Source organism: Kribbella albertanoniae (assembly GCF_004348455.1).
Taxonomy (GTDB): domain Bacteria; phylum Actinomycetota; class Actinomycetes; order Propionibacteriales; family Kribbellaceae; genus Kribbella; species Kribbella albertanoniae.
In genome coordinates, this window is record NZ_SMKA01000115.1 from 1 (window position 1) to 24,737 (window position 24,737).

At 67.6% G+C, this 24,737-nt stretch carries 24 protein-coding genes; 7 read left to right on the forward strand and 17 right to left on the reverse strand.

Annotated features, from left to right (window positions below):
• The 3 genes from E1261_RS23215 to E1261_RS23225 form a co-directional block, all read right to left on the reverse strand.
• Positions 1-758 (reverse strand): DUF5937 family protein (locus tag E1261_RS23215; RefSeq protein ID WP_132409832.1); only part of this gene is annotated, 758 nt, incomplete at its 3' end.
• A complete protein-coding gene (locus tag E1261_RS23220; RefSeq protein WP_132409834.1) occupies positions 758-1,228 on the reverse strand; it encodes a GyrI-like domain-containing protein in 471 nt (156 codons plus the stop codon). The genes E1261_RS23215 and E1261_RS23220, both read right to left, overlap by 1 nt.
• A gap of 33 nt (positions 1,229-1,261) precedes the next feature.
• Entirely contained in the window at positions 1,262-1,657 is a 396-nt protein-coding gene (locus E1261_RS23225; protein ID WP_132409836.1) for a nuclear transport factor 2 family protein, read from the reverse strand.
• Positions 1,658-1,736: 79 nt separating this feature from the next.
• Here E1261_RS23225 and E1261_RS23230 point away from each other — a divergent pair, with 79 nt between their 5' ends.
• A complete protein-coding gene (locus tag E1261_RS23230) occupies positions 1,737-2,249 on the forward strand; it encodes a TetR/AcrR family transcriptional regulator (protein ID WP_132409838.1) in 513 nt (170 codons plus the stop codon).
• On the opposite strand, the gene E1261_RS23235 is transcribed toward E1261_RS23230, so the two are convergent.
• Positions 2,246-2,617 (reverse strand): cupin domain-containing protein, encoded by a 372-nt coding sequence (locus E1261_RS23235; protein WP_132409840.1) that lies wholly within the window; start codon positions 2,615-2,617, stop codon positions 2,246-2,248. The genes E1261_RS23230 and E1261_RS23235 overlap by 4 nt on opposite strands.
• A gap of 63 nt (positions 2,618-2,680) precedes the next feature.
• Between E1261_RS23235 and E1261_RS23240 the strand changes: the two genes are divergently transcribed.
• Positions 2,681-3,145 carry a MarR family winged helix-turn-helix transcriptional regulator gene (locus tag E1261_RS23240; protein ID WP_132409842.1) on the forward strand — a complete coding sequence of 155 codons (465 nt, stop codon included), beginning with the start codon at positions 2,681-2,683 and terminating at the stop codon, positions 3,143-3,145.
• Here E1261_RS23240 and E1261_RS23245 read toward each other — a convergent pair.
• Positions 3,142-4,386, reverse strand: a complete 1,245-nt coding sequence (locus E1261_RS23245) for a serine hydrolase domain-containing protein (protein WP_132409844.1) — start codon at positions 4,384-4,386, stop codon at positions 3,142-3,144. The genes E1261_RS23240 and E1261_RS23245 overlap by 4 nt on opposite strands.
• A 72-nt stretch (positions 4,387-4,458) precedes the next feature.
• On the opposite strand from E1261_RS23245, the gene E1261_RS23250 reads away from it, so the two are divergent.
• A complete protein-coding gene (locus tag E1261_RS23250) occupies positions 4,459-6,501 on the forward strand; it encodes an alpha-amylase family glycosyl hydrolase (protein ID WP_132409846.1) in 2,043 nt (680 codons plus the stop codon).
• On the opposite strand, the gene E1261_RS23255 is transcribed toward E1261_RS23250, so the two are convergent.
• The 6 genes from E1261_RS23255 to E1261_RS45390 all read right to left on the reverse strand — a co-directional run bounded on the left by E1261_RS23255 (position 6,498) and on the right by E1261_RS45390 (position 12,561).
• Positions 6,498-9,344 (reverse strand): DEAD/DEAH box helicase, encoded by a 2,847-nt coding sequence (locus E1261_RS23255; protein WP_132409848.1) that lies wholly within the window; start codon positions 9,342-9,344, stop codon positions 6,498-6,500. The genes E1261_RS23250 and E1261_RS23255 overlap by 4 nt on opposite strands.
• A 43-nt stretch (positions 9,345-9,387) precedes the next feature.
• Positions 9,388-10,212, reverse strand: a complete 825-nt coding sequence (locus E1261_RS23260; protein ID WP_132409850.1) for a chitosanase — start codon at positions 10,210-10,212, stop codon at positions 9,388-9,390.
• A 103-nt stretch (positions 10,213-10,315) separates the two neighbouring features.
• The gene (locus E1261_RS23265) at positions 10,316-11,188 is read right to left on the reverse strand and encodes a diacylglycerol/lipid kinase family protein (protein WP_132409852.1); all 873 of its coding nucleotides are present in this window, start codon (positions 11,186-11,188) and stop codon (positions 10,316-10,318) included.
• Positions 11,188-12,012: a twin-arginine translocase subunit TatC gene (tatC, locus tag E1261_RS23270; protein ID WP_238176385.1), complete on the reverse strand. Its 825-nt coding sequence runs from the start codon at positions 12,010-12,012 to the stop codon at positions 11,188-11,190. The genes E1261_RS23265 and tatC overlap by 1 nt, the downstream gene beginning before the upstream one ends.
• Positions 12,013-12,033: 21 nt before the next feature.
• Positions 12,034-12,336, reverse strand: a complete 303-nt coding sequence (locus E1261_RS23275; RefSeq protein ID WP_132409854.1) for a twin-arginine translocase TatA/TatE family subunit — start codon at positions 12,334-12,336, stop codon at positions 12,034-12,036.
• A gap of 60 nt (positions 12,337-12,396) precedes the next feature.
• Positions 12,397-12,561, reverse strand: coding sequence for a hypothetical protein (locus tag E1261_RS45390; RefSeq protein WP_165952621.1), 165 nt, complete (start codon positions 12,559-12,561; stop codon positions 12,397-12,399).
• A gap of 118 nt (positions 12,562-12,679) precedes the next feature.
• Between E1261_RS45390 and E1261_RS23280 the strand changes: the two genes are divergently transcribed.
• Positions 12,680-13,870, forward strand: coding sequence for a winged helix DNA-binding domain-containing protein (locus E1261_RS23280; RefSeq protein ID WP_132409856.1), 1,191 nt, complete (start codon positions 12,680-12,682; stop codon positions 13,868-13,870).
• On the opposite strand, the gene E1261_RS23285 is transcribed toward E1261_RS23280, so the two are convergent.
• Positions 13,867-14,838 carry a helix-turn-helix transcriptional regulator gene (locus tag E1261_RS23285; RefSeq protein WP_132409858.1) on the reverse strand — a complete coding sequence of 324 codons (972 nt, stop codon included), beginning with the start codon at positions 14,836-14,838 and terminating at the stop codon, positions 13,867-13,869. The two genes, E1261_RS23280 and E1261_RS23285, sit on opposite strands and share 4 nt — an antisense overlap.
• Positions 14,831-15,787, reverse strand: a complete 957-nt coding sequence (locus E1261_RS23290; RefSeq protein ID WP_132409860.1) for a helix-turn-helix transcriptional regulator — start codon at positions 15,785-15,787, stop codon at positions 14,831-14,833. Before E1261_RS23290 ends, E1261_RS23285 begins: the two co-directional genes overlap by 8 nt.
• Positions 15,788-15,865: 78 nt before the next feature.
• Between E1261_RS23290 and E1261_RS23295 the strand changes: the two genes are divergently transcribed.
• The gene (locus tag E1261_RS23295) at positions 15,866-16,966 is read left to right on the forward strand and encodes a DUF3866 family protein (RefSeq protein WP_132409862.1); all 1,101 of its coding nucleotides are present in this window, start codon (positions 15,866-15,868) and stop codon (positions 16,964-16,966) included.
• A gap of 31 nt (positions 16,967-16,997) precedes the next feature.
• A complete protein-coding gene (locus tag E1261_RS23300; RefSeq protein ID WP_132409864.1) occupies positions 16,998-17,453 on the forward strand; it encodes a hypothetical protein in 456 nt (151 codons plus the stop codon).
• 41 nt (positions 17,454-17,494) lie between these two features.
• Here the strand turns inward: E1261_RS23300 and E1261_RS23305 are convergent, their stop codons facing one another.
• From E1261_RS23305 to pafA, 4 genes are all read right to left on the reverse strand, one after another.
• Positions 17,495-18,463: an FKBP-type peptidyl-prolyl cis-trans isomerase gene (locus E1261_RS23305; RefSeq protein WP_132409866.1), complete on the reverse strand. Its 969-nt coding sequence runs from the start codon at positions 18,461-18,463 to the stop codon at positions 17,495-17,497.
• A gap of 142 nt (positions 18,464-18,605) precedes the next feature.
• A complete protein-coding gene (locus tag E1261_RS23310) occupies positions 18,606-19,880 on the reverse strand; it encodes a GNAT family N-acetyltransferase (protein ID WP_132409868.1) in 1,275 nt (424 codons plus the stop codon).
• Between the two features lie 67 nt (positions 19,881-19,947).
• Entirely contained in the window at positions 19,948-21,222 is a 1,275-nt protein-coding gene (locus E1261_RS23315; RefSeq protein ID WP_132409870.1) for a GNAT family N-acetyltransferase, read from the reverse strand.
• A gap of 52 nt (positions 21,223-21,274) precedes the next feature.
• Positions 21,275-22,636, reverse strand: a complete 1,362-nt coding sequence (pafA, locus tag E1261_RS23320; RefSeq protein WP_132409872.1) for a Pup--protein ligase — start codon at positions 22,634-22,636, stop codon at positions 21,275-21,277.
• 187 nt (positions 22,637-22,823) lie between these two features.
• On the opposite strand from pafA, the gene E1261_RS23325 reads away from it, so the two are divergent.
• The coding region (locus tag E1261_RS23325) for an HNH endonuclease signature motif containing protein (protein WP_238176386.1) at positions 22,824-24,737 on the forward strand (1,914 nt) is incomplete at its 3' end.

A 24,737-nucleotide genomic window follows, 5' to 3' on the forward strand; every position in this document is an offset into this window, starting at 1 on the left:
GGGTAGATGACGGTGAGGGGTTCGCCGGGGATCTCGCCGAGGAAGAGGTGCGGGGCGATGTGGTTGCTGGGGATGAGGAGGAGCGAGCGGTCGGACAGGTCGATGCGTTTGTTCTGGACCTTCTGGACCACGGCGCTGTCGTTGTCCCGGATGGAGATGGAGCTGTCCAGGGACTGCAGCATGGCCAGTACGCCGTCGCGTACGGCGAGGTCGCGGTCCTGGCGTCCACGGGCGGCCAGTGCGTCACGCGACGAGTCCCACACCTTGCGGAACCACGTGGACCAGCACGCGTCCAGCAGGTCGAGGAAACGTCGTACTGGCTCGGCAGGTGCGTCCAGCAACGCCTCAACGAGTGAGGCGACCGCGCGACCACGTGACCGCGACCAGTGCCGTACGGCGTCGACGTCCACCTCGCGACTGCTCAGCGGGCGACCCCGCAGCGGGCGCACCAGCTCAGCGGCCAGGTCTTCGGGAGCACGTGCCCGCAGCGCCGCGATCTCGTCTGACCATGTCGGCACACCTGTGGCAGCGCTTGTCGCGAAGAAGCGAGCCCGCACCGCACGCACAGTCCACGTCCACTGCAGCAGCTCGGAACGCAGTGAAGCAGGCAGCGGTACGTCGGCAGCCCACTCGACGCGACTGTGGTGCCGGGGCTCGGCCAGCACATGCAGTGCGCAGCCCAGCTCGATCAGAGGTGAGGCGACGTGGCGGATGCGCTCAGGCGCGAGCCGTCCGGCACCTGCGAGGACTGTGGGCACTACTTGAGCTTGAACTGCAGCTCGGTGTCCCAGTCCGCCATGTTCGGCACCTCACGCGGGTCGGACAGGTAGATCTCCAGCCGGGCTGTCCACTTGTCACCATGGGCGTCCCACTTGACCCCCTCAGCCTCACCCCAGGCGAGCAGGTCACGCGTGGCATCCATGAGACCGTCGGGATGACCATGGTGCGACACAGTGGCGTACCGCCCGGCCGGAAGCACGCCGGTGACGATCTCACCCTCACCGGCATGCAGATCATCCACCGGAAAGCCGATCTCCATCACGAGACCGGCCTCCATGTCGACCACGTCGTACTTGAAGAACGGTGCGTCGTTCGGCGCGATCTCCCGCGCCGCGAGCCACCCGATCACCTCGTGCAGCCGGTCCGCGAACGCGCTGATCCCGTCCATCGGCACAGTCCCCCGCAGCGCGACGTACGGCCGCTCCGCCAGCTCGACGATCTCCGGCATCCCACAGTCCTCCCACTCGAACGACGATCAGCCTCAACCTAGCGCCTGCAGGATGGCATGGGTGTTCTGATACTCACGCCAACCTGCGATGCGCCCGTCCCGCACTCGCAGTACGCCGACAAATTGCGCACCGGCCCGTTCGCCGGTCGCGGGGTTCTCGCCGGCCAGTTCGTACTCCAGTACGGCGACCTCCGGATCAGCCGTCTCGTGCACGGCCAACGGCGTGAACCGATCGAACGTCACCGGAAATCCCGCCCGCGCCGGCACCGCGAACGCTAGCCACTCCGTGCGCCCCTCCCACCGCGCCGCCCCACCGGCCGCGAACGGCGCCTCGATCACCACGTCATCGGCCAGCAACTCGTCCATCGGCGCCGGATCACCGGTCCAGCTCTTCCCGAGACTCTCGATGATCGTCCGCAGATCAGACATGACAACCTCCAAAGATGAGTGGTCACTCAGGTTGTCTCGACTATAGTGAGTCCCCACTCATATTCCAACGGGAGAGCGGATGGCCTTGCGAGCGGATGCAGCGCGGAACCGGGCGGCGATCCTGGCCGCCGCCTCCGAAGCCTTCGCCCAGCACGGACCGAAAGCGACCACTGAGCAGGTGGCACAGCAGGCCGGGGTCGCGGTCGGGACCGTCTTCCGGCATTTCCCGACCAAGGACGACCTGCTGATCGCGATCATGAAGGAGTCACTGGAGCGCCTGGCCACCCTCGCGAACGACTCCACACTGGCGGAGTTCTTCGGCGCTGTTGCCGACGAGGCGGTCCGGACCAGGATGGTCGTGACAGCGCTGGGTGACTCGCGCCTGGACATCGGAGACGCCCTGCGCGGGCTCACGGACAGCGTCAGGCAGTTGCTCGAACGAGCGAAGGCCGCCGGTGAGGCCCGGCCCACCGTTCAGGTGGACGAGGTGATGGCACTCCTCACGGCGGCGACCTACGCAGCTCAGCAATCGTCTTGGACGTCAGACCTTCGGCATCGGACGCTGGCCGTCATCCTCCGAGGCTTGCGTTAGCGGGACCAGGGTGGCTGGACCTTGGTGCCGTCGGCCATGGTGCCGGTGAAGCCGGCGGTGATGACGACCTGGATCTCGGCGTGTCCCTCGCCCAGGTTGGTGATGCCGATGGGTTCACCGGCCGGGACGATCAAGGAGTCACCGGCGGTGAGCTTCTCGCCGTCCGGGGTGATCTGGACGGTGCCGCTGAGGACGACGAAGATCTCGTCGGCGTCCAGGGTGTGGGGTGCGTCGGCCTGGAAGCCGGGGTCGACCCGCAGCCGCCAGGTGCACACGCTGGGCGAGCCCAGGCTGGGCGAAGCCTGGACGGTGAACTCGAGGCCGGGCAGCTCCATTGTCGGCGCGTCGGCCGCACGTACGACTGGCATGAAATCCCCTCCGCTATTTAGTCAAGTCAGCTTGACCAAGCTGACTTGACTATCATGGCGGGTATGACGGATTCAGGCAAGCTTGATTTCGGGATCCTGCTGCTGCTGGCCGAGCAGGAGTTCGTGCGCGGGCTGCGCGCGACGACCGCGGAGCAGGGGTTCACCGACCAGGGACGGTCGGACGGCTTCGTACTGCGCACACTCGCCGACGGGCCGACGACGATCAGCGGGATGGCAGAGCGGCTGGAGATCACCAAGCAGGGCGCGAGTCAGCTCGCCGACGACATGGAGCGGCGTGGGTACGTCGAACGCCGCCCCGACCCGTCCGACGCCCGGGTCCGCCTCCTGCACCTGACTGACCGCGGCCAGGCTGCACTGAAGGCAGCCCGCAAGTACCACCAGGCTTACGAGCGCCGGCTGCGCACCCGCTTCGGCGACCAGGCCGTCGACGGACTACGCGACGTACTGGCCGCCATGGCCGGCGAGAGCGAGGTCATCACCCCGCACTTCAAAGCACTGATGTATTAACTGAAGTACTGCGGGAACAGGTCGTGCGCCGGCCACGTCGTGACGCCCTTGGCGGCTGTCCACATGGCCGGGTCGATATCGCCGTACGACTTGCCGGACGGGTCGTCGCGCCGGTTGAACAGCACCGCCCAGCTCATGCCGTGGTACGTGCGGACCAGCAGCGTGGAGGTGCCCGGCAGACTGCCGGTGTGCCACGTGTTGCGCCCAGTACCACCTGTGGTGACCGGGCGGACGCTCCAGCCAAGGCCGTAGTACGAGCCACCAGGATCGACACCGGTCTCCGGCTTCGCCCAGACGCGCCCCAGCGACGTACTGTTCAGCACTGCGCCCGGCGCGTCGAACATCTTCGCCCAGCGGACCAGATCCGGCGCACTGGCGATCCAGCCACCGTTGGCGTCCTGAGTGCGCATGCTGAAGGTCCCGTACGGCGCTGCGACCGCCGCACCCGTTGTGTTGAGCACAGTCCGGCCGGTGTACTGCGATTCGTACGCCATCTCACCGGAGTGCTTCGCAATGCTCCAGCCGAGCGCCATCCGCTTGATCTTCAACGGTGCCAGCAGCTTCTGCTGCACATACGCCTCGTAGCTCAGCCCCGACACCTTCTCGATCACCCGGCCGGCCAGCAGGTAGCCGAAGTTCGAGTAGGCGTACTTCGTCCCAGGTGCGACATCCAGCTTCTGGCTGGTCATGTACTTGATGACGTCGGCGTGCTTCAGCTCCATCGGTACGCCGAGAGCCTGCGAGATCGTCGCGTCCTTGAAGTTCGGGTCACCGGAGACAGCGGGGTCCCAGCCGCCCAGGTGCTGGAGCAGCCGCCGCAGGGTGATGTTCGACCAGCGCGGATCGACCGGTGCGGTGATCCCGAGAAGGTCGACGACCTTGGACCCGAGTGTCAGCTTGCCGTCCTGTTCGAGGCGCAGAATCGCGGCCGCGGTCACCGACTTCGACAGGCTCGCGATCCGGAACAGCGAGGTCGGCTGCACAGCCACGGCCTCGTTCGTGCTGTAGCCGCGCGCCAGGACCAACCGGCCTTTGTAGGTGACAGCGAGCTGCCCGGCCGTGACACCACGAGCCTGCATGAACGCCTTCAGTTGGTTGTCGAACCCCGCCAGCGCCGGCACCGCCGTACCCGTCACCTTCCAGGTCGCGGCATCGGCCGACCTCGCCACCACCGTCCCGATCGCGCCGGCCGCTCCAGTGGCGACGGCGAACTTTCCGAGGGTGCGACGGGACAGGTCCACGCGGGAACTCCTTCAATGGCAGGCGGATGCCATCGAACCCTATAAACCCACCGGTCCACTAGCGTGCTGAGGGTGAAGAAGACAGCCACCGCATTAGCCGTCGCTCTCGCCTTACTGTCCGCGGTTCAGCCAGCAACAGCCGGTACGCCGGACGCCGGGCTCGCGCGCGATTCGGTGCGGACCGGACTGTCCGGGGTGCCGTTCTACATGGTGATGATCGACCGGTTCGCGAACGGTGATCCGGGCAACGACCGTGGCGGCGTACCGGGTGATCGGCTCGTGAACGGGTTCGATCCGACGGACAAGCAGTTCTTCCACGGTGGCGATCTGACCGGGCTCAGCGGGAAGGTCGACTACCTGGCCGGGCTCGGGGTGAAGGCGGTCTGGATCAATCCGCCGTTCCGCAATCGCTGGGTGGTCGACTTCGGCGCGGGCGGTGCATTCGCGGCGTACCACGGGTATGCGATCACCGACTTCACCAGCTTCGACCCGCACTTCGGTACGGCGGCGCAGATGCGGGCGTTCGTCGACAAGGCCCATGCCCGCGGGATCAAGGTGTTCTTCGACATCACCGCGGGCTACACGGCCGACGAGATCACCTTCGACGGTCCGCATCCGTACAAGACGCTGGCGGAGACGCCGTACCGGGATGCCGACGGCAAACCGTTCGACATCAAGGCGGTCGCGGGGCGGCCGGACTTCCCGAAGCTGTCAGTCGAGAAGTCGTTTCCTTACCAGCCGATCGTCACTCATCCGACGCTGAAGAAGCCGGACTGGCTGAACGACCCGACGCTGTACCACAACCGCGGCGACGCGACCGTGTTCGAAGGCGAGCAGCTCGAGTACGGCGACTTCTTCGGACTGGACGATCTGATGACCGAGCACCCGCGCGTGGTGGCCGGGATGGAGCAGATCTACTCCTCGTGGATCGACACGATGAACATCGACGGGTACCGGGTCGACACCACCAAGCACGTGAACGACGAGTTCTGGCAGGCGTTCGCACCGGTGATCCAGCGGCATGCCGTTGCCCAGGGCAAGAAAGACTTCTTCGTGTTCGGTGAGGTGTACAGCGGCGACCCGCTGCTCACCTCGCACTACACGACGGACGCCAGGATGACCGCCGTACTGGACTTCCCGTTCCAGGGTGCGGCGCGATCGTTCCTGGCCGGCAAGGGTGCGGCGGACCTCGGTCGTGTCGCGGATGCGGACGATCTCTACACCGACGCTGACTCGAATGCGTATTCGCTGACCACGTTCGTGGGGAACCATGACATGGGCCGATTGTCGACGATGCTGAAACAGGATCGGCCGGGCATGAGTGAGCAGGAGTGGCTGGCGCGGGTGAAGCTCGGGAACGAGCTGCTGTATTTGTGGCGCGGGAATCCGGTTGTCTACTACGGCGATGAGCAAGGGTTCGCCGGGGTCGCGGGCGATGCGGAGGCGCGGCAGGACATGTTCCCGTCGAAGGTGCCTGACTTCGTCGATCAGGATCAGGTCGGGACGGATCGGACGCCGGGTGACGGGAACTTCGACCCGAAACACCCGCTGTACAAGCAGTTGGCGGAGCTGTCGGCGTTCACCACGAGCAATCCGGTCTGGCGCCGCGGCAACCAGGTGCTGCGGCTGGCGGATGGTGATGTGGTCGCGTTCAGCCGGATCGATCGCGAGTCGGGACGCGAGTACGTCGTCGCTCTGAACGCCTCAACGGTCGCGAAGACTGTCGACGTACCGGTGGGAGCAGCCGGACGGTACGACCGAATCCGTCCGCAACTCACAACACCGGTCACGTCCACCGGAACGATCCGAGTGACCGTGCCGCCGCTGAGCTCAGCCGTCTACCGCAGCAGCAAACCGTTGCCGCCCGCGGCAGCGGGCCCCAAGCCGACGCTGAAGCTCGGCAACACCACCTCCGACGGCCGCACCGAACTGGTGGCCGCCGTCCCCGATCAGCCTTACGCCCAAGCCACCTTCGCCGCTCGCGTGAACGGGCAGTGGCAAGTCCTCGGCACCGACGACGCAGCGCCGTACCGGCTCTACACCAAGGTCAAGGCGACCCAGTTCCGCGTCGTGGTGAAGGACCGCCACGGCCGCATCGGCTCAGCACATCTCTAGGCGTCGTCGACGACCGCCGCATAGGCGATAACCCCGCGACGGATCTGCTCCACCACCTGGCGGGCGGTATGCCGCAGCGGGGTGTCCCCCGCGGCGTCGGCCACCTGCTCGGTGAGGTCGATCAGCTGCTTGGTCCAGCGGACGAAGTCACCGGCCGCCAGGTCCGACTCGTAGAGGACCTCGGCCAGCGATGCACCGGCGGACCAGCGGAACGCCGGCCAGCAGAAGCCGAGGTCCATCGAGCGCAGGAAGTCGACCCGCATGTCCCGCTCGAGAGCCGACAGCTCGCGCCAGATCTGCCCCATCTTCTCCAGCGCCGGGCGGACGTCGCCGCGCGGCAGCCGGGGTGAGGTGGGCTCGTCCTTGGAGCGTGACTCGTAGACGAGCGCAGCCAGCGCCGCCGCCAGCTCGGGCACGGTCAGACCGTCGAAGACACCCTGGCGCAGGCACTCCGCCGCGACCAGGTCGAGCTCGGTGTAGATCCGCGCCAGCCGGTCTCCGGCCTCGGTGGTCTTGTCGCCTTCCAGGTAATGCAGCGCGTCGAGCACCTGGCAGACCCGGTCGAACTGCCGGGCGATCGTGTTCGTCCGCTGCTCGATCTTGCGCTGGACGTCCCGGTTCTCCCGGTCGAGCCGGAAGTACCGCTCGGCCCAGCGGGCGTGGTCCTCACGGTCGGAGCAGCCGTGGCACGGGTGCGCACGCAACTCCGCCCGCATCTCCTGCACCTCAGGGTCGTCCGCATGGCTGATGACATCGCGGCCGCGGGTGCGTGACGGCGGTCCGTCCTCGCCGAGCATGTCGGTGCGAACCCGCAGCACCTGCGCCAGCTCACGCCGCTGCTGCGGGTTGCGGGCGTTGAACTTCTTCGGGATCCGCAGTGAGCTGATCGCCTCGACCGGGGTCGGGAAGTCGATCATCGACAGCTTCCGCACCTGCCGATCCAGTGTCAGCACAGTCGGCCGCGGCCCCTCCCGCTCGGACCGCATCCCCGCGTCGAGCACCAGCGCCCAGCCCGCGCTGCGGCCGGCCGGGATCCGGATCACATCGCCCATCTTCAGCTTCTCGATCGACTCCTGCGCCTCGACCCGGCGATCCTGCTTGCGCGCCTTGGACCCCGAGGACTCCCGCTCCCCGATCCGGCGGCGGAGGGCGGCGTACTCGAGGAAGTCGCCGAGGTGACAGTCGATCGACTCCTTGTACCCCTCGAGCGCCTCGGTGTTGCGCTGCACCTGGCGCGCGAGCCCGACCACGGCCTGGTCGGACTGGAATTGCGCGAACGACAACTCCAGCATGTCCCGCGCACGCGTGCGCCCGACCTGGCGGACCAGGTTGACGGCCATGTTGTACGACGGGGAGAACGACGAGCGCAGCGGATACGTACGAGTGGACGCCAGCCCGGCCACCGCCCGCGGATCGAACCCGGGCTGCCACAGCACGACCGCATGTCCCTCGACATCGATCCCGCGCCGCCCGGCCCGCCCGGTGAGCTGCGTGTACTCCCCCGGGGTGATGTCGACGTGCGCCTCACCGTTCCACTTCGACAACTTCTCCAGTACGACGGTGCGCGCCGGCATGTTGATGCCCAGGGCAAGCGTCTCGGTCGCGAACACCACCTTGATCAGCCCGCGCGCGAACAGCTCCTCGACGACCTCCTTGAACGCCGCCAGCATGCCCGCGTGATGGGCCGCGATCCCGCGGCTGAGCGCCTCGGAGAAGTCGTGATACCCCAGTACGCCGAGGTCCTCGTCCGGCAGGTCGACGGTCCGCTCGGCCAGCACCCGCTTGATCTCGTCGCGCTCCGACGGCTTGGTCAGCCGCAGGCCGGAACGCAGGCACTGCAGCATCGCGTCCTCGCAGCCCTTGCGGGAGAAGATGAAGAAGATCGCCGGCAGCAGCGCACCCGCGTCCAGCTCCTCCACCACATCCGAGCGGAACGGCGTGAAATGCGACCGCGTCGGGCGGCCCTTCGGCAGATCCCGGCGCCGGCGCGGTTTGCGCGAGTCGTCGCGGAAGATCCGGTTGTCGTCGCGGGCGATCTTGACCAGCTGCGGGTTGACCATGTCGCGCAGGTCGGTCGCCGAGCCCTGCGCAGCCGCCTTCGCCGGATTCCCCGAGCGGCCGGCCGACGGGCCGAACTGCGCCTGCACACCACCACCAGCCGTCGGAGTCTCCCCGGCGAACAGATCGTGCAGCCGCTTCCCGACCATCACATGCTGGAACAGCGGCACCGGCCGCTTCTCCTCCAGCACGACCACCGTGTTGCCGCGGACGGTCGCCAGCCAGTCACCGAACTCCTCGGCGTTGCTGACGGTCGCGGACAGCGACACCACCGACACCGAGTCCGGCAGGTGGATGATCACTTCCTCCCACACCGCCCCGCGCGCCCGGTCAGCCAGGTAGTGCACCTCGTCCATCACGACATACGACAGGCCGAGCAGGGTGCGAGAACCGGCGTACAGCATGTTCCGCAGGACCTCGGTCGTCATGACGACGATCGGGGCCTCGGAGTTGACCGAGTTGTCCCCGGTCAGCAGTCCGACCTGATCCGCGCCGTACCGGCTGACGAGATCGGCGTACTTCTGGTTGCTCAGGGCCTTGATCGGTGTCGTGTAGAAGCATTTCTGCCCGCGCTGCAGCGCCAGGTGCACGGCGAACTCGCCGACCAGCGTCTTGCCCGACCCGGTCGGCGCGGCCACCAGCACCTGGTGGCCGTCCTCCAGCGCCGCGCAGGCGCGCAGCTGGAACTCGTCCAGCGCGAAGTCATACAGCCCGCGGAACTCCTTGACCGCAGGATGCTCCTGGTCCGAGCGAAACGTTGCGTACTTCTCGGACGGGGTGCTCATGGCTACACACTATTCGACGCCTCCCCCAAAAACCCGGGAGCGGTCAGCCGATGTGGTAGCTGTCCCCGTAGACCTGCCAGTCGAGCGGCGTGTTCAGGTCGAGGTTGCCGTCGTCGAGCCAGACGCGCTGCGCGGTGTCGACGCGGCTGGTGTCGCTGTGGGCCTCTTCCTGCTTCATCGCCCAGACCCGGGCATCCAGGAACGCGTTCAGCCAGGTGGTCTCGTTACCGCCCTGAGCCGGCGGCTGTGCGACTCCCAGCGCGCGGCTGCGAATCGAGCTGAAGCTGGTCGGATCGCCGCCGTCACCGTGCATGACAATGGCGTCGTAGTAGGCGAACTGACCGAGGGCGCGGACGCCGTCGGACTTGCCCCGGGAGACCGCCGGGTTGAAGTACACCCGGTCCCGCTCGTCGTTCTGGCACTGCTGGAAGGCGGTGTCCTGGGCGGCCGTCGCCCAGTCCGTCGTGTAGTTCGGGTCGAGGCCCTCGTGCGAAGGCGTGCCGTTCACCTCGCGCAGAGCCGGGAGGTACTTCGCCAGCACGTTGCCAGGCTTGCGGTTCGTGTAGAGCTCGACCAGCTCGAGCATGTCGCCGGTCCCCGAGCAGAACCCGATGATGCCCGCGGTGTACCCACGACCGTCGCCGATGTCCTCGATGTACCGGTAGTAGTTCTTCCAGTTCAGCGACGAGTTCTCCGCACTGCAGACGATCTTCATCGCGATCTCCTTCTTCGCGGGATCGTCGAGATCGACAGCCTGTACGGCGGCGCCGGCGGAAGGCGCGTAGCGAGTGGCCAGCGCGGCGGCCGGGACGGCAGCGAGGCCCAGACCGAGCAGCAGAGTGCTCCGGCGAGTGGGGCGGTACTCCATGTGTTCCTCCGTGGGGGCGTCAGAGGTGAACAGATCTAATAGGAAGCTTTCCTATCAGATGCAGCACAGAGCTGGAAACACTTCAGCGGCAAATGTTTTTCGATCAGGCGAAAACGGTCAGCGCGCCGGGCTCGATCGTGACGTCCACCGGGAGCGGGCCCAGCGGCTCACCATCCGCGTACGCCGTGATGCCGGGCGACTCGATCCGCACCGAGCGGCCGCGGAGCGCGCGGACCATCGGGTGCCCGACATGGGTGCCCTTGGACAGCTTGGGGAACAGCTGCAGCAACTTCAGCCGGGAGACCGGCTGGATGATCGTGATGTCGAGCAACCCGTCGTCGACGACAGCCCCGGCACAGATCTGGAGTCCCCCGCCGTACGTCGGCCCGGTGCCGACCGCGACCAGCATCGCGCGGGTCTCGATCACCTGGTCGTCGACCGTGACGACGTACTCGAGGGGTTTGAAGGTACGCAGCTCGGCGAGCGTGGCGACGGTGTAGCGGGAGTTGCCCTTGGGCCACGTCATCGCGTTGGCCCGCTTGTTCACCAGCGAGTCGAATCCACCGGCCACGACGGTGGTGATGAATTCGCCTTGAGCCACCGCTAGGTCGACCGTGCGGGTCTTGCCGGCCACGATCAGGTCGGCCGCTGCGGCCGGGTCCTTCAGCGGCAGGCCGATACCGCGGGCGAAATCGTTGCCGGTCCCGGCTGGGATCACGCCGAAGGGCATCCCCGACTTGGCCAGCACCTGAGCCCCGAGGTGGATCGTGCCGTCACCACCGACCAGCGCGACCGCATCCGCGCCGGAGCCGATCACCTCGGCCGAGATCCGGCCGACGTCCTCGGCGCAGGTGGTCTGGTAGGTGTCGACGGTCAGACCGGCCGACTCCAGCCGCGCCTGGACCACCGGAGCCACCCGAGCGCCCAGTCCTCGACCGCTGGTGGGGTTCACCACCAGCGCGATCTTGCGGGTCATCAGGCTTCCAGCAACTCGTCGGATTTGCGGCGCCGGCGGCGGTCGTTGAGCTTGGCGACGATCTCGGCGCCGAAGAACAACAGACACATCGGGATGGCCAGGAACATCAGCGAGAACGGGTCACCGGACGGTGTCGCCACCGCGCCGAAGAGGAAGATCCCCAAGATGATGTACGGCCGGAACTTCGCCAGCGCCGACGCGGGGACGATGCCCAGGATGTTCAGCAGCACCACCACCAGTGGCAGCAGGAACGCGATCCCGAACACCAGCATCGTGCGCAGCACGAAATCCAGGTACTCCGGCAGGGTGATCAGGTTCTGGGCGAAGCTCGGGGTGAAGCCGATCAGGATCTCGATGCCCTTGGGCAGTGTCCAGTAGGCGACCCAGATGCCGGCGGCGAACAGCGGAGTGGCGATCGCCGCGAACAGGTACGCCCACTTCTTCTCACTGCGGTGCAGGCCGGGCGCGATGAACGCCCACAGCTGGTACAGCCAGACCGGGCTGGACAGGATCAGGCCGAACACCAGCGAGATCTTGATCTGGAAGGTGAACGGCGAGGTCACCGAGTTGAAGGTGAGCTCGGGCTTCCTACCGCCGTTCTTGCTGGCGAGGAGGTCGGCGACGCCGTCGTCGAACGGCTTCTTCAGGAACGCCAGCGCGTGGTCGTAGAAGATGTAGCCGAGGACCGACATCAGCACGATCGCGAGCACCGCGATGGCCAGCCGGTTGCGGAGCTCGGTGATGTGCTCGCGCAGGGTCATCCGACCCTCTTCGTCCTTCGGGCGGCGCTCCTTCTTCTCCTTGCGTCGCCCGAACCTCACCATCGACAAGGTGTACTACTCGGCTCAGTTGGCCGTGTGCGGGGGCAGGCCGTCACCGGGCGCCTGGCCGTTCGGCTGCGCCTGGCTCTGTGTCTGACCCTGCGGCGCCGCCTGCTGCTGCACAGGGGTCTGGGCCGGCGGCGTGCTCGCCTCTTCGGTCAGCTCCGCGTCCTTCTTACGGGGGCCGACCTCTTCCTCCCAGATCTTCTTCGACTTGCCCAGCTGGCGGACCAGGGCGGGCAGCTTGGTCGATCCGAAGAGCAGGACGACGATCGCGAGGACGACCAGCCACTCTGCGCCCGAGGGCATGGTGATGAGCGGGTACATGTCGGTCTCCCTTTCACAGAACTTCTACTCGTGGCTCACGCCGGAGATTCGAGACGGATACTACGCCCGGACCCGGTCTTCCGACATTGCAGCGTCCAGCTTGGACTGAGCGGCGCCCAACTCACGCAGCAGCGCCTTGGACTTGCCCCAGAGCTTCTTCGCGAGCAGAGCGAGGACCAGGAGCCACACCGCCACCACCGCAAGGAAGAGCAAGAGCCAGTACATAGCAAGGAGCCTAGCCGGTTCTCCGGCAGCACCCACGTCGCCCGGGGCGTCCCGGCCGACAACGGTGTCGGAACGTGATGGTAAAACCAGGTGTCCGGCAGGCAGGTGAGGGGACGATATGCGGCAGATCGGGGTCGACGAGCGGCGGGCGCGAATCGGGCGCCGGCACCGGCTCGCAGCGTCGAGCCAGGCGGCAGATGCGGCGGAGGCGGCCGCGTCCATGGTCGCGCTGCACGCCACGGATCCGGCCACCGTGCACCTGTCGATCGCCGCCAGAGTGCCTGGCAGTGATGTCGTCGCTACAGAGCGTGCCTTGTACGACGATCGCTCGCTGATCCGGATGCTCGGCATGCGCCGCACGGTGTTCGTCGTACCGACTGCGTTCGGACCGATCGTCCAGGCAGCCTGTGCGGACGACATCGCGATCAAACAGCGCAAACTGCTGGTCAAGCACCTCACCGAGGCCGGAGTGGCCGGTGATGCCGAGTCCTGCGGCACGTGGCTGCGGGCCGTCGAGGAGTCCACTGCGACCGCACTGGCACTGCGTGGTTCAGCCACGGCTCAAGAGCTCTCAGCCGACGAGCCTCGGCTGCGCACCCGGCTCAGCATGGCTGAGGGCAAGGCGTACGCCTCCGCGCCGTACGTGACCAGCCGGGTGCTGTTCCAGCTGGCCGTCGAGGGCCGGATCGTCCGCGGCCGACCACTCGGCACCTGGCTGAGCAGCCAGCACCAGTGGTCTCCTGCGGAGGACTGGTTGGCCGGTGAGCTGGGCGACAAGCCAGTGGCTGAGGAGGCCCGCGTAGCACTGGCACGAGCGTGGCTGACGTCGTTCGGGCCTGGGACGGCTACTGACCTGCAGTGGTGGGCCGGATGGACAGGCGGTCAGACGAAGAAGGCCCTGGCTGCAGTGGAGGCAGTGGCGGTCGATCTGGACGGTCAGGTCGGCTACGTGCTGCCAGCTGACGAGGAGCCTGAGGTCCCGGTCGAGCCGTGGGTGGCGTTCCTGCCTGCGCTCGACCCGACACCGATGGGCTGGAAGGACCGCGGCTGGTACCTCGGTGCGCACAAGGCGAAGCTCTTCGACAGCACCGGCAACATCGGGCCGACAGTCTGGGCAGACGGCCGGATCATCGGTGGCTGGGGCCAACCTGAGTCCGGTGAGGTGCGTTTCGAACTCCTCGAGGACGTCGGCCGGGAGACCGAGGCGCTGGTCGAGGCCGAGGCGGCCAAGTGGACCACTTGGCTGGCCGGGGTCCGCGTGACACCCCGTTTCCGGGTCCCACTGGAGCGGCAGCTCAGCAAGGGCTAGAGGTCGTACGCCGATAGCGCTTCGCGGGCCGTCTCGGCGATCTGGCTGCTCAGGTCGGGCGGATCGAGCACAGTCGCCGCACCGCCAAGTCGGAGCACCAGACGCTGCAACCAGGCGATGTCAGCGACCCGAAGCTTGACGACGAGCGAGCCTTCAGGACCCTCCTCGACCGACTCGTTCGGGTAGTACTCCGCCACCCAGCGGGCCGGGGGCGCGAGCCGGATCGTGGCCAGCAGGTCCCGCTCGGACGGCTGGAACATGCCGTTCGACAGGTCGCGTGGAGTCGCATCCGGCGGCGGCTCACTCGGCAGATCGAGCAGCTTGACGGCGGCGATCCGGTCCAGCCGGAACAGCCGGACGTCCTCCGCCAGCCGGCACCACGCCTCCAGATAGCTGCGCCCGTCGGACACCACCAGCCGCATCGGGTCCACATCCCGCTCAGTGGTCTCGTCCCGCGACGGTACGTCGTACGTCAGGTGCAGGCGCCTTTTCCCGGCCAGCGCCCGGTTGACCGTCTCAGCGATCTCCGGTCTGGTCGGCTCGACGTGCACATGGGCCGCAGAACCCTCATGAGCGGCAGCAGCCTCACCAGCTGCCTGCTCCAGCTTGGCGATCGCCCGGTCGACCGCATCCCGGTCGTGTCCAGCAGTCACCTCGCGCAGCGTCCGGAGTGCGGTCAGCAGGGCAAGCGCCTCGTCAGCGGCCAGCCGCAGCGGCCGGGCCAGGTAGTCGGCGTTGTTGATGTGGATGACGCCTTCGCCCTCGGCGGACTCGATGTCGATCTCGATCAGATCGCCCATCTGCGCACCGGGCAGACCGCAGAACCACAACACCTTCAGGTCCGCGAGGATCTGCTTCGGCCGGACGCCGAACTCCTTGGCCACGTCGTCGACCCGGGCTCCGTCGTTCTCCCGCAGGTACGGCACCAGGGCGAGCAGGCGCTGCACCTGATCACGTGCGTTAGACACCGGCCACCGTCCGGAGTCGCCACAGCACACCGTCCAGCACGTCACCAGGGCCCTCGACCACAGCATCCGGTCCGTACGACGCGATCTCCTCAGCCAGTACGGCGGAGTCGGCGTACGGGACGTGGAGCAGGTCCCAGCCCTCCTCGTACGGCTCAATGGCGTTGGCGCGGCGGCGCAGGCTCACACAGGAGCCGGTCCGGGCCCGGACCTTCGCCTCCGAGGTCGGCCGGGGCGGTGCGAGCTCGGAGACCAGTGAGCGCAGGTCTGTGCCCTCGGGGACGGTGAACGCACCAGCGTCGCCGACCGTCTTCACGTCGCCGCCGATACGGGACAGCCGGAACATGCGGGTCGCTTCACGATCCCGGTCGCGGCCGACGACGTACCAACGCCCGTGCCAGGACACGATGCCCCAGGGCTCCAGCGTCCGCGTCATGGACTCGGTAGCGCCGCTGCGCAGGAACTGGAACCGCACTGCGGTCCGGCTGACGACAGCTGACCAGACGGTGTCGAAGGCAGGCTCTGACGCTCCGACATGCGGCTCGATCGCGCTCAGCGCGGACTGATCGGTCTGAATACCAGCGGCCTTCAGCTTGAGCACAGCCGACGTGGTCGCCTCGGACAGCCCGGCGTGCTGCCAGACCCGCGCAGCAACGCCCAGTACGGCGGCCTCGTCCGGCTCCAAGTGCACTTCGGGCAGCTCGAAGACGTCCCGGCGGATCCGGTAGCCGACGTCGTCGGAGAAGAACTTGTCGATCGTGCCCATCTCGATCGGGATGCCGAGGTCGCGCAGCTCGTCCTTGTCGCGCTCGAACATCTTCTCGAAGGCATCGTCGGTCTGGCCCGCGTACCCCTCGACGACCTCGCGGATACGCTCCTTGGTCACGTAGGTGCGCGCGACCAGCAGGCAGATGACCACGTTGAGCAGTCGCTCACTCTTCCGCGCCGACACCCGACCACCTTACGGCCTCACCCGGCCAAAACCCTCCTCCCGCACCGAACAGGTGTTCGGACCGACTAGGGTCGGCGTGTGATTCGGTGGCGTGATGGTGTGGTGTGGCAGGTGGGCCGGAGCTGGGCCGGCGCGGTCGAGTTGATCGTGGAGGTCGGTGCGCAGCGGGTGCGTGCGCTGGCCTATCCGGAGCTGGTCGGTACGCCGGTCGCGGGTGACCGCGTGCTGCTGAACGTCGGAGCGCTCGACAAGGGCCTCGGGACCGGTGGCTATGCCCTGGTGGTCGCACTGCCGGACCGGCTGCCGGAGGACCCGCCTGAGGGCGGCCACCTGGTGAAGGCGCGCTACACACCGTTGCAGGCGATGGTGATGGGCGCGGACGACCAGGAGTCACCGGACCACGACGTACTGCGTGATGCGGACGACCTGTTCGGTACGCCGGTAGTCGTGGCTGACCTGCACTCCGCACTACCCGCCGTACTGGCCGGGGTGTACGAGGCGCGGCCGAACACTCGGGTCGTCTACGTGATGACCGACGGCGGTGCGCTGCCGATCGCGTTCTCGCGGACGGTGGCAGCGCTGCGGGAGGCTGGCTGGCTGAGCAGCACAGTGACCGTCGGGCAGGCGTACGGCGGCGACCGGGAGGCGGTCACGGTTCACACCGGGCTGCTGACCGCTGTGCACGTGCTGGCTGCGGAGCTCGTCGTACTGACGCAGGGACCGGGCAACCTGGGCACTGGGACTCGCTGGGGGTTCAGCGGAGTGCAGTCCGGTGAGGCGGTCAATGCGGTCGAGACGCTCGGCGGGCGAGCTGTGGCGTCGCTGCGCATCTCCGAGGCCGATCCGCGTCCCCGGCACCGCGGGATCTCGCACCACAGCCTCACGGCATACGGCCGGGTCGCACTGCAGCCGGCGGACGTCGTCGTACCGGATCTGGACGGTGACTTCGGCGATGCGGTCCGTGACGCCGCCGAACCGCTCAAGGCCCGGCACCGCGTCGTACGGATCGATGTGGACGGTCTGTACGACGCCATGCTGGCCGCACCGGTCAAGCTGTCCACCATGGGCCGCTCACTCGACGAGGACCGCGCATATTTCGAGGCCGCGGCCGCTGCGGGCCGTCACGCGGCCAGACTGGTAGACATACCACCACTCGGAGTGTGGTCACAGAACTCCTGAGCTTGGGGCGGTCCTGGGTCAGCCTGGGAGCATGACAGTTCTCGTACGCCCCCAAGCACCGCTGACCGTGCGGTGGGCCACCATGCTGTGGCTACTCGCGGTCTGCGCCGGAGTGGCGGAGTCAGTCGTCGGAGTGGTCGGCGCAGTCGGCGACGGCGTCGCCATGCCGGCCATCGCCGCCCAGATCGCCATCCGCGCCCTGGTCTACGGCGGCCTGTTCGTCGTCATCGACCGCTACTTCCAGCACGGGGTCAGGTGGTCCCGCTACCTACTGGCCGGCCTGCTCGGCACCGTCGGCCTCACTTCACTGGTCTGGGAACCGGCGACCTGGCTGCTCGACCACGACCTGTCCGGCCTCGACTGGTCTCCGCAGTTCCTGCTCCTCGCGTTGCTCCGCAGCGTTCACCTCACTGCCCTGCTGACCGCCCTCGCATTGACCTTCCATCCGGAGACCAACCGCTGGTTCCGCAACGCAAAAGCCGCCTGACCGCAGCGTGCGGTCAGACGGCCTGCAGAGCTACCGGCGAACTACTGGCCCTGCTGCTTCGGGGCCGGGAAGGCGTTCAGGATGTCGATGACCGCGAACGCGTTCACCGCCTTGCCCTTGGCGTCCTTGGTCGCGGGGAGCTCGACCAGCACGCGGCTGCCGACCGGGATACCGGCGATGCCGTCGAGGGCACCGGCCTGGCCACCCGGGCCGGGGCCGACCTGCAGCTGGTCCGTCGGCGCACCCGGCTGGGCCGGGCCACTCTGGCTGGCGGGCTGGCCGTCCCAGGTGCTGGCCTGCTTCTTGCCGGTGTAGTCGAAGACCACGTACCGGCCGATCAGCTGGCTGCCCTTCTCGACCGGCTTGCCCTTGCCGAGCGCGATCACGACCGGCTTGCCCGGCTTCGCCGGCGGCTTGGTACCGGCCGGAACGCTGACCTTGGGCTCACCGTTCAGCTCGCCGGTGACCTTGATCTTGGAGTCGGCCGAGGTGGCCGGCTCAGCGTCGAGCTTGGTGTCGTTGGCGGCCGCACCGACCAGGTCGACGACGAAGATCAGGGTGTCGTCACCCTTGATACCGGCCTGCTCGTTGCCCTTCTCCTTGTAGCCCTTGTCGGCCGGGATGGAGAGCATCACGCGGCTGCCGATCTTCTTGCCGACCAGCCCCTCGTCCCAGCCGGTGATGACGCCACCGACGCCGATCGGGAACGACGACGGCGCACCGCGGTCGTAGGAGTTGTCGAAGACCTTGCCGTCGCGCCAGATCTGGCCGAGGTAGTTCGCGGTGAGCAGCTCACCCTTCTTCACCTCGGGACCGTCGCCCTCCTTGAGGACCTCGGTCACCAGGGCCTTGTCGGGCTCACCCTCGCGGTGCGTGATGGTCGGCTTCTGACCGAAGTCCGACGTCACCTTGACCCCACCGGCTCCGAACTCGGACTTCTTCTCGGAACCGCAGGCCACCATCGTGGAACCCAGGGCCACGACTGCGACCAGACTCAGCAACTTGCGCACGAACCAGCACCTCGAAACATCCCGGCGCATCTGCGCCAATTCGATCCACGGGCAACAACGCGGACCACCCTAGCCTGCACACACAACCGCACCAGCCGCCACCTGCGTCACCATTGGGTCACACCACGTACAGTCACACCGCTCAGAAGGCCATAGCGTTGTGCGGAGCGCGGTCCGGCCGCAGCAACGCGTCAAGCCGGGACACTGCGCCACTGGTGTGCTCACGGATCCGACCGGCGTCACGGAACTCACTGGCCCGGACTCCGCCCAGATACAACGATCCCAACTCCTGCACCGTCAGACTGACATCCGCGGGCACCCCCGGCGCCGCCGTACAAGCAGCTCCCTCCGGTGCAGCATCCAGCCGCCAGCTGACACCGTCGACTTCCAGCACGAGTGCATCGGTTGCTGCGTAGGTGCGGGCCTCGAGAGCGCGTTGTACGTCGAGGATGTTCAGCCACAGGTTGTCGCGCGTTCGGGCAAGCTTGAGTGCTCGCGGATTCGTCAGCATCCAGCGCAGTGGCTCGTCCACAGGTCGCCGTGCCGCGACTACTCGCTTGGTGAGGTCGAAGTCGAGCAGCAGTCCCCACAGTGCGCGATACGCGTCGGGGTTGAGCGCTTCCAAGGACGCCAAGGCCAGTACGCCGGCATCGGCCGGGTCCGGCGCCCACGGCAACCGGAAGATCGCTGCGCCGTCTGGGGCGCCCGTAGCGTCGCGGTGGATTAGGTGGTGCGCTGGTCCGGAGCCGTCGGCTGGCAGTCCGCCCGCAGCGAGCCCGGCCCACCTGCCCGCCGACGGACTGATCTCCCCAACGCGTATCGCCCGGATTTGCTCGTGCAGAGTCGGCCAAACCGCCGCAGCGGTGGCGCCGTCCACCAGTTCAAGCCTGCCAGGATCGGTGAACGGCGTACGGAACGCGGCGTCGGTACGGCGGACCTCCCACCGGTGCTGGAACGTCGCGGGACCGAATCCGTAGCGCCCGTAGATCGCGCCCTCACTCGCACTGAGGCCAGCCAGAAACTCACCGCGCTCGCGGCAGTCGTCCAACAACGCGCCCATCATCTGCCGCAGCAACCCGCGCCGCCGGTACGTCGGGAGCACAGCCGTCCAGCTGACCCCGCCCATCGGGACCTGCTGGCCGCCAGGCAGTGTCAACTCGACCGACACGATCGCAGAGCCGCCTGCAAGCTTGCCGTCCACGAACGCGGCCTGCGGCCGGTACCAGTCGGTCAGCAGCCCAGCGCAGTACTGCTCCAGTTGCTCAGCGGTGGGTTGCACCAGCGGCGGGTAGGCAGCGCGACCGGTGTACCAGGCCACCGGCTCGGGCTCCTCCTGCGGGAAGCCACTCACCCATGGCGTCAGCCGCATGTACTCCACGGCCTCGCCCTGAGTGATCGGCCGGATCTCGATCGTCATCTCACCTTTATAGGCACCCAAGACCGGCCTGGCACTCGCTTTGCCCTTTCGGGCTACACGCCGCTTGTCAGAACCCCACTGCGTTGTGCGGAGCACGGTCCGGCCGCAGCAGCGCGTCGAGCCGGGACACTGCGCCTGGGGTGTGCTCTGCGATCCGCCCGGCGTCACGGAACTCAGCTGCCCGGACTCCGCCCAGATACAACGATCCCAACTCCTGCAGCGTCAGACTGACATCCGCCCGCACCCCCGGCGCCGCCGTACAAGCAGCTCCGTCCAGTGCGGCATCCAGACGCCAGTTGACGCCGTCCACCTCTAGTACGAGCGCATCCGTTGCTGCGTAGGTACGTGCTTCCAGTGCGCGTTGTACGTCGAGGATGTTCAGCCACAGGTTGTCACGCGTCCGCGCCAGCTTGAGTGCCCGCGGATTCGTCAGCATCCAACGCAGTGGCTCATCCACCGGCCGCCGTGCTGCGACCACTCGCTTAGTGAGGTCGAAGTCGAGCAGTAGTCCCCACAGCGCCCGGTAGGCATCGTGGTTGAGCGCTTCGAACGCCTCTACCTGCAGCTCGCCCGCATGGTCGGGGTCCGGCGACCACGGGAGCCGGAAGATCGCTGCGCCGTCTGGGGCGCCCGTAGCGTCGCGGTGGATCAGATGGAACGCCGGTCCGGTGCCATCTGCCGGCAGTGCGGCGTCAGCGAGCCCACTCCACTTCCCTGGCAGCGGACTGACCTCACCGACGCGCACAGCCCGCACCTGCTCGTGCAGAACCGGCCAAACCGCCGCAGCGGTGGCGCCGTCCACCAGGTCAAGCGTGCCGGGATCGGTGAACGGCGTACGGAACACAACGTCGGTACGGCGAACCTCCCACCGGTGCTGGAACGTCGCGGGAGCGAATCCGTACCGGCCGTAGATCGTCGCCTCACTGGCACTCAGCCCAGCCAGGAACTCACCGCGCTCCCGGCAGTCGTCCAGCATCGCAGCCATGATCTTCCGCAGCAGCCCGCGCCGCCGGTACGTCGGGAGCACGCCCGTCGAGGTGACTCCGCCCATCGGCACCTGCTGGCCACCGGGCAGCGTCAACTCGACCGACACGATCGCGGAGCCGCCTGCAAGCTTGCCGTCCACGAACGCCGCCTGCGGGCGGAACCAGTCGGTCAGCAGAGTGTCGGCGTACTGGTCCAGCTGCTCGGGCGTTGCCTTGCGCTGCGGCGGGTTGACCGCGCGACCGGCGTACCAGGCCGAGGGCTCGGGTTCCTCCTGCGGAAGACCGTTCGCCCACGGCATGACCTGGAGGTAGTCCTTGGCCTCGGCGCGGGTGATCGGCCGGATCTCGATCGTCATGCCCTCTTTGTAGAGGGCATGACGCCGACCGGTCACCCGATTTAGCTGGGGCCTACATGCTGGCGATGAGCTTCTCGACGCGCTCGTCGTGGGACTTGAACGGGTCCTTGCAGAGCACCGTGCGCTGTGCCTGATCGTTCAGCTTCAGGTGCACCCAGTCGACGGTGAAGTCGCGGCGGCGCTCCTGGGCCCGCTTGATGAACTCGCCACGCAGTCGCGCCCGCGTGGTCTGCGGCGGCACCGACTTGGCCTCGAACACGCGCAGATCGTCGACCACCCGGGTCACCGCACCGCGGCGCTCGAGCAGGTAGTAGAGCCCGCGCGGCCGGTGGATGTCGTGGTACGCCAGGTCGAGCTGAGCGACCCGCGGGCTGGCCAGGCCGAGGTTGTTCTGCTGGCGGTAGCGCTCGATCAACCGGTACTTGATCACCCAGTCGATCTCGCGCTCGATCCCGGACAGGTCGCCGGACTCGATCGCCTTCAGGCAACGCTCCCACAGGTTCAGCGCCCGCTCCACGGCCGGGGTGCCCAGCTCGCGGCGGTCGACGAAGTCGCGCGCCTTGCTCAGATACTCCCCCTGGATGTCCAGGGCGCTGGCCTCACGACCGTTGGCCAGCCGGACCTCGCGGCGGCCTGTCATGTCGTGGCTGATCTCCCGGATCGCCCGGATCGGGTTGTCCAGGGTCAGGTCGCGCATCACGATGCCCGCCTCGATCATCCGCAGCACCAGGTCGGTGCTGGCCACCTTCAGCAGCATCGTGGTCTCGGACATGTTCGAGTCGCCGACGATCACGTGCAGCCGGCGGAACCGCTCGGCATCCGCATGCGGCTCGTCACGGGTGTTGATGATCGGCCGGGACCGCGTCGTCGCGCTGGAGACGCCCTCCCAGATGTGCTCGGCCCGCTGGCTGACGCTGTACACCGCACCGCGCGGCGTCTGCAGCACCTTGCCGGCCCCGCAGATCAACTGCCGCGTGACCAGGAACGGGATCAGCACATCCGCCAGCTTGGCGAAGTCGCCGTGCCGGCTGACCAGGTAGTTCTCGTGGCAGCCATAACTGTTGCCGGCTGAGTCGGTGTTGTTCTTGAACAGGTAGACGTCACCGAAGATGCCTTCGTCGTGCAGCCGCTTCTGTGCGTCGACCAGCAGCCCTTCGAGAATCCGCTCACCGGCCTTGTCGTGCGCGATCAGGTCGGTGACCGAATCGCACTCGCCGGTCGCGTACTCCGGGTGGGAGCCCACGTCGAGGTAGAGGCGTGCCCCGTTGCGGAGGAAGACATTGCTGCTCCGCCCCCAGGACACAACCCGCCGAAACAGGTACCGCGCCACCTCGTCGGGGGTCAGTCGGCGCTGACCGCGAAAGGTACACGTGACGCCGTACTCGTTCTCCAGTCCGAAGATTCGCCGGTTCACATCCACCACACTACGTCCCGCCTCCGACAACCGTGCGCTGTCTCAGGCGCGCCGCATCCCGGCGTTATCCCTTTGTGGTCTCTTCAGAAGCGAACAGCGGACTCACGTCATACCGCCGAACGCAGAGGCCGCAAACTCGGGGTGGCGCCGATTTTGCATACTCGAACAACTGTTCTAATGTAGGCGCATGACCCCGAGCCCAGCCTGCGTACCCGACGAGCACCCGCTCGCCGCGCGCACCGTCGCGCAGACGAGCACCCCCGGGGCCTACGAAGAACGGCCGGCCTTTAATCGTTGGACCGAGCAACGGCCGCCGGCCTTCACGCCGTTGACCCTCGCGCAGTGGAACGAGCCCGGCCCGCCGGACGACCTCATCGAGATCCCGGACGAGTTCGAGATCACCGAGGACGACCTGTACGACGACCTTCCGCCGATGTCCAAGGTCGACGCGCTGGAGTGGGAGCTGTGGTCCGGTGTTGACCAGGACGAGGCGGAGCGAGAAATGTTGCGCCGCGAAGCACCGGCCTGGGTGTTCCTTCCCCCGGGTGCCGAGCTGGCCGCCGCACTCGAGAACGTCCGTCCACAGTGTCTGTCTCCGATGGCCCTGATCGAGTTCATCAAAGCTGCGGAGCGGCTGGCCGCCTGGTCCGCAGCGATGAAGGCCTCAGGTATGGCGTCGTTCTATCGGCAGCGCAAGGCCGAGGCCGAGGCCGCCGAGCTGAGCCGCCCGACCGCGATCGAGTCCTCCGGCCGGCCCGTCGACCCCGAGCGTTCCTGGGCCGCGGAGATCGGTGCCGCCCTCCATCTCTCGACCAACACCACAGTTCGACACATGGAGACCGCCCTGCACCTGACCGGTCCGCTGGGCGCAACCTTGACCGCGGTGCGTACCGGTTCGCTGACCTGGTCCAAGGCCCTCGCAATCTCCGAGAGCACCCGCGGCCTGTCCGACCAAGACGCACAAGCCGTCGAGTCCCACGTCCTGCGCCGAGCGTCCTCCCAGACCAACGCCAACCTCCGCAAGTCTCTGCGCACCCAGGTCGCCAAGCACACCGCCGAGACCGACACCGACCGCCACCGCGCAGCAACCCAGGAACGAACCTGCAAAGTCGTACCACTGGCCGACGGCATGGCCGGCCTCTGGATCGTGCACACCGCCGACAAGATCCAGGAGATGTACGTCGCCATCCGGGCAATGGCCGACCTCGCCAAGCGAGACGACTCCGCTGGCCGCAGTGACTCCGTTGACCACGACGACTCCATTGGCCACGACGACTCCGGTGACCACGACGACTCCGTTGACACCGTCGGCGCACCGACCGAGCCCGCGTGCCAGCGCGGCACCTCTGAGCCCGCCACCTCTCAACGGGCCACCTCTCAGCGGGCCACCTCTCAGGCCGCCCGGTCCAACCGCCCGACGTCCTCCGAGCAGCCTGCCAACCAGAAGACCTGCGAAGAGACCACCGGCGACAACTGCGATCCCCAGTCGCCCGAGGAAACCGCTGGCGCCGATGAGCAGCAGCCAAAGAAGCGCACCGCCGAGCAACGCCGCGCAGATGTAGTCGCCGACCTGTTCGGCCGCATCCTGTCCAACGGCCTCGACTGGCTCGGCCGCCGACTACCTGATCAACACCGACGCCGACCCCACATCGAGGTCCTGATTCCAGTGAGCACCCTGCTCGGTCTGGACGATGACCCCTGCGAGCTGACCGGCTACGGCCCGATCCCCGCACCGCTGGCCCGGCAGATCTCGGCCGGCGGCACCTGGCGTCGACTCCTCACCGACCCGATGAACGGAACCGTTCTCGAGGCCTCCACCACCAGACACGACCCAGGCGCGCTCGTGAGCGAAACCCTGCTCGCCCGCCACCCCGTGTGCGCCTGGCCCGGATGCAACCGCGCCTCCCGCGAATGCGACCGCGACCACGGCACCCCGTTCGCAGTGAACGGTCAGACCAGCCTCGCCGGTCTCGCACCCTTCTGCGAGTACCACCATGTCATCAAGGACACCCCCGAATGGGGCTGGAACACCACCAACCACCCCGACGGATCCGTCACCCTGACGACCCCCACCGGCCACCGCTACACCACAGTCCCGCCC

Coding starts and splice junctions, on each gene's coding strand:
- E1261_RS23220 (WP_132409834.1), bottom strand. CDS start 1,228: ATGCCGGAGATCGTCGAGCTGGCGGAGCGGCCGTACGTCGCGCTGCGG.
- E1261_RS23225 (WP_132409836.1), bottom strand. CDS start 1,657: ATGTCTGATCTGCGGACGATCATCGAGAGTCTCGGGAAGAGCTGGACC.
- E1261_RS23230 (WP_132409838.1), top strand. CDS start 1,737: ATGGCCTTGCGAGCGGATGCAGCGCGGAACCGGGCGGCGATCCTGGCC.
- E1261_RS23235 (WP_132409840.1), bottom strand. CDS start 2,617: ATGCCAGTCGTACGTGCGGCCGACGCGCCGACAATGGAGCTGCCCGGC.
- E1261_RS23240 (WP_132409842.1), top strand. CDS start 2,681: ATGACGGATTCAGGCAAGCTTGATTTCGGGATCCTGCTGCTGCTGGCC.
- E1261_RS23255 (WP_132409848.1), bottom strand. CDS start 9,344: ATGAGCACCCCGTCCGAGAAGTACGCAACGTTTCGCTCGGACCAGGAG.
- E1261_RS23260 (WP_132409850.1), bottom strand. CDS start 10,212: ATGGAGTACCGCCCCACTCGCCGGAGCACTCTGCTGCTCGGTCTGGGC.
- E1261_RS23265 (WP_132409852.1), bottom strand. CDS start 11,188: ATGACCCGCAAGATCGCGCTGGTGGTGAACCCCACCAGCGGTCGAGGA.
- tatC (WP_238176385.1), bottom strand. CDS start 12,012: ATGGTGAGGTTCGGGCGACGCAAGGAGAAGAAGGAGCGCCGCCCGAAG.
- E1261_RS23275 (WP_132409854.1), bottom strand. CDS start 12,336: ATGTACCCGCTCATCACCATGCCCTCGGGCGCAGAGTGGCTGGTCGTC.
- E1261_RS45390 (WP_165952621.1), bottom strand. CDS start 12,561: ATGTACTGGCTCTTGCTCTTCCTTGCGGTGGTGGCGGTGTGGCTCCTG.
- E1261_RS23280 (WP_132409856.1), top strand. CDS start 12,680: ATGCGGCAGATCGGGGTCGACGAGCGGCGGGCGCGAATCGGGCGCCGG.
- E1261_RS23300 (WP_132409864.1), top strand. CDS start 16,998: ATGACAGTTCTCGTACGCCCCCAAGCACCGCTGACCGTGCGGTGGGCC.
- E1261_RS23310 (WP_132409868.1), bottom strand. CDS start 19,880: ATGACGATCGAGATCCGGCCGATCACTCAGGGCGAGGCCGTGGAGTAC.
- E1261_RS23315 (WP_132409870.1), bottom strand. CDS start 21,222: ATGACGATCGAGATCCGGCCGATCACCCGCGCCGAGGCCAAGGACTAC.